Raw genomic sequence first — 1,960 nt, forward strand, 5'->3', positions numbered from 1 at the left:
GCGAACTCAAGAAAGCGGACCCGACGACAACGGGGCAGGGGCTCTATGAGGAATTCGCGGCCCGCTTCCCTTATGAGGAAACAGACGACCAACTGAACGCAATCGAGGATACGCTCACCGATCTCGCCAGCGGCAAGCCCATGGACCGTCTGGTCTGCGGCGATGTCGGCTTCGGCAAGACCGAAGTAGCGCTAAGAGCCGCCTTCGTAGCCGCCATGAGCGGCATGCAGGTTGCCGTGATCGCACCGACGACGCTGCTTGCCCGCCAGCATTTCAACTCCTTCGTGGAGCGGTTTGCGAACTGGCCCGTGAAGGTCAAACACCTCTCGCGCATGGTCACTCAGAAAGAAGCGACCGAAACCAAGGAGGGGCTGAAAGCGGGCACGGTCGACATCGTCATTGGCACCCACGCGCTGCTGGCGAACTCAATTGAATTCAAGCGTCTGGGTCTGCTCATTGTCGATGAAGAGCAACGGTTTGGCGTCAAGCACAAGGAACGGCTGAAAGAGCTGAAGGCCGATGTGCATGTGCTGACGCTGTCTGCAACGCCCATTCCCCGGACACTCCAGATGGCCCTCACCGGCATCCGAGATCTCTCCATTATCGCAACGCCGCCCGTCGATCGCCTGTCTGTGCGGACCTATGTCACCGAATTCGACACCGTCACGATCCGCGAAGCGCTGTTGCGTGAAAAGTATCGCGGCGGACAGACCTTCTTCGTTGCGCCGCGTATTTCCGACCTGGATGGGCTGGAAGCCTTCATGAGCGACAATGTGCCGGAAGTGAGCTTCGTCGTCGCCCACGGCCAGATGCCGCCCACCGAACTCGAAGACCTGATGACGGCCTTCTATGAGGGCGAATATGATGTCCTGCTGTCGACAACGATTGTGGAGAGCGGCCTCGATATCCCGCGCGCCAATACGCTGGTCATCTACCGCTCGGACCGGTTCGGCCTGGCGCAGCTTTACCAGCTGCGGGGACGCGTCGGGCGATCAAAGCTGCGCGCCTATGCCTATCTCACGACGCCGCGAGAACAGGTGATGACGCCGGGCGCCGAACGGCGGCTGCGCATCCTGCAATCGCTCGACAGTCTAGGCGCGGGCTTCCAGTTGGCCAGCCACGACCTCGATATGCGCGGCTCGGGTAACCTTCTTGGTGACCAGCAGTCCGGCCATGTCCGCGAAGTCGGTGTCGAGCTTTATCAATCCATGCTGGAAGATGCTGTGAATGCGCTGAAAACTGGGATGACAGATGCAGAAGAGGAAGTGGCAGACGATTGGTCGCCGCAGATTAATCTGGGCATCGCTGTTCTCATACCGGAAGAGTATGTCGAGGATCTCGGCGTACGCCTCGGCCTCTATCGCCGCCTCGCCGAGATCGACACCGAAAAAGGCCGAGAAGGTTTTGCCGCCGAGCTGATCGACCGGTTCGGTCCTTTGCCGGAGGAAACACGCCAGCTTCTGGATGTCACCGCAATCAAGGCAGCGTGCAAATCGATCGGTATTTCGAAGCTGGACGCCGGGCCCAAGGGCATCGTCATGGCGTTCCGGGACGACACCAAGGTCGAGCCCATGCAACTCATGTCGCTGGTGAGGTCCCGTCCGAACCAGCTCAAACTTCGCCCTGATTCGAAACTGGTCGTAACGCGTGTGCCAGACGGGAAGGAAAAGCGGATCACGCTCATCCGCAACCTGCTGAGGGAGATCAGCGGGCTGGCTGAAGAGGCCTGACAGAAATTCTCTTCAAAAGCAGACGCTACGGCATGGCTTGGCAGCCAAATCAGAGTTCCTATGCTGGCTGAAACCATAGATGTTTCAGGAGGCCAAACATGGCAAGCGGACCGCTGAGCGGAATCAGAATTGTCGAATTTCAGGGGATCGGGCCAGGCCCCTTCTGCGGCATGTTGATGTCGGATCTCGGTGCAGATGTCGTCCGGATCGACCGCGCCGGGGCAGGGGGC

At 59.6% G+C, this 1,960-nt stretch carries 2 protein-coding genes; both read left to right on the forward strand.

The features are described from left to right. Nucleotides 1-1,730: TRCF domain-containing protein (locus WA989_RS17075; protein ID WP_424341682.1), on the forward strand; the 1,730-nt coding region annotated here is incomplete at its 5' end. A gap of 98 nt (nt 1,731-1,828) precedes the next feature. Further along, nucleotides 1,829-1,960 (forward strand): CoA transferase (locus WA989_RS17080; RefSeq protein WP_424341683.1); only part of this gene is annotated, 132 nt, incomplete at its 3' end.

Source organism: Henriciella sp. (genome assembly GCF_049649345.1).
In the GTDB taxonomy this organism is placed as follows: domain Bacteria; phylum Pseudomonadota; class Alphaproteobacteria; order Caulobacterales; family Hyphomonadaceae; genus Henriciella.